At 60.8% G+C, this 1,773-nt stretch carries 4 protein-coding genes; all 4 read right to left on the minus strand.

The features are described from left to right. On the minus strand, window positions 1-190 hold a 190-nt coding region (locus AC1D15_RS30275; protein ID WP_489739965.1), incomplete at its 3' end, for a hypothetical protein. Window positions 191-263: 73 nt separating this feature from the next. Continuing rightward, on the minus strand, window positions 264-629 hold the full coding sequence (locus tag AC1D15_RS30280; protein ID WP_477828940.1) for a hypothetical protein: 366 nt from the start codon (window positions 627-629) through the stop codon (window positions 264-266). A 137-nt stretch (window positions 630-766) separates the two neighbouring features. Further along, window positions 767-955, minus strand: a complete 189-nt coding sequence (locus AC1D15_RS30285; protein WP_477828941.1) for a hypothetical protein — start codon at window positions 953-955, stop codon at window positions 767-769. A gap of 227 nt (window positions 956-1,182) precedes the next feature. After that, window positions 1,183-1,734: a class I SAM-dependent methyltransferase gene (locus AC1D15_RS30290; protein ID WP_477828942.1), complete on the minus strand. Its 552-nt coding sequence runs from the start codon at window positions 1,732-1,734 to the stop codon at window positions 1,183-1,185. Window positions 1,735-1,773 lie beyond the last annotated feature (39 nt).

Below are 1,773 nucleotides of genomic sequence, written 5' to 3' on the forward strand. Positions count from 1 at the left end.
CGCTGGTGGCATAGCCAGAGAACCCAACAGCGAAAAGCCCAGAAGGAAACGACAGGAAGACCATGAGCCAGAACGCGGCAACCGGCATGTCGTGGACGTCGCGCTGCGCGAATGAGAAGACCAACACCGCAAGGCAGGCCGCCACCCATAGCAGCAGGAATATCCGACCGAGTATTCGATGAACTTTCATGTCATCCAACGATAGTCCAAGCAAGAACGGTCATCATTGACCGGCAGCTCATGGCCGGCTACAGCCTTTCGAGTTATGTTGTTGACCCGCTGCGGCTCGATGACGCGGATGCAACTCCTTCATACCTGCCCGCTGCAAGATTGGCGAGGATAGAAAACGCCAGGTGCGAGTAGGTCGCTTCCGGTCCACTGTCTGCCGGAGCGTAGCGCAGGCGCATGATCGTCCAATTTTGTTGAAAGCGCTCGTTCGCAGCGGCCAGTCCTTCCATCACCGCGGACACCACGCCGTCTTCCGACAGCGAAGTTGCGCCAGCATCGCCAAGCCTTTCAACTGCAGTGCGCATGCCATCGCCGCTGCCGATCTCAAGCTGCAGGATGTTGTGCTTCGGGCCTGTGATCCGACTGGCCGACAAGAAGGGGCCGACTTTGCTGAAGTGCATCACTCATTCTGCCTCGCTGGTGCGCGGTCATGAGTGCCCGCGGTGGAATGAGGAGAGAGGTGACTGCACCGCATGAAAGCCGTCAGTCGCGACCGTCCGCAAGTGGCCGTCAAGAGCCAGTCGCCTCCGTGTCTTCATCACGGATGACGATCTCGCGCCTGCGCAGGCAGATCCGAATACTCTGCGGAGAAGGGCTCGGACAGCTGCTTTTCGAGCAGGCTGCAAAGGTTCCAAAGAGCCCTGGCTTCGGCTTGGTCAGCCATCGATAACTGATCAGGCTCCGCAAAGCGACTGACGAACTCAAAGAACAGGAGCGCCTCAGCCACACTGCATCGATGCGGATCACTTCAGCAGTTCCCGCAGCCAGGCGGCGTACTCGGCGGCGCAGCCTGCCGGCTACTTGATCGACACCATCCTTGCCGCCGGACACTCTGGCTTCAATCGTGGGGAGGCCACGATCCGTTTCTCGTGTCAGCGCTTCACGAACCGATAGGCGAAACGATCCGTCTCGCCCTTGATCGAAGGATCGAACACCTTGATCGAGTGCGGATCGTCACTTCTGGCGAGCATGGAGGCTTTGCGCGTCCAGTACGAAGCCGGCCTCCTCCACCTCCTCGCGAACGGCCGCAGGCTCGATCCGGTGCAGCGACTGCGCGTCGCTCGTGCCCAGCCCGGCGGCGGCGGCGTGGTCCACGATGACGTAGTACCCGCCGGGCTTCAGTCGCTCGTGGACAGCTCGATTGAAGTGGGCCGCCGTCGCGCCCTTGGCCTGCATCAGCGCGGTGTGGAGATCGTGATAGAACAGATGCATCCAAAGAACATCCGCTTGTTGCGTGACCTCCGACATCGCCACGAGGTCCGCCGAAACGGCTTCCACGTTCTCTCGGCCCGGCTCCGTCGCAAGCGTTCGCATCCGGCCGACCGGATCGTTCTTGAAGTGGGCGACTTCGGCCGGCACAAAGCTGAAGACCCGTCCTGCGGGTCCCACGATGTCGGAGAAGAGACGGGTCCAGTCGCCATCCCCTGGGTAGACGTCGATGACGGTGGATCCCGCATCGACTCGTGCGAACTGGATCAACTCGGAAAGCTTGGCTTGGTCATACATCGAAATCTCCTTTGCAGTGGGCATTCGACAAGCGCCCGG

This window comes from Rhizobacter sp. P2_H2 (assembly GCF_056403375.1).

What these genes read in the sequence shown, in the direction of transcription:
- AC1D15_RS30290 (WP_477828942.1), bottom strand. Translation starts at nt 1,734, where the DNA reads ATGTATGACCAAGCCAAGCTTTCCGAGTTGATCCAGTTCGCACGAGTC.
- AC1D15_RS30280 (WP_477828940.1), bottom strand. Translation starts at nt 629, where the DNA reads ATGCACTTCAGCAAAGTCGGCCCCTTCTTGTCGGCCAGTCGGATCACA.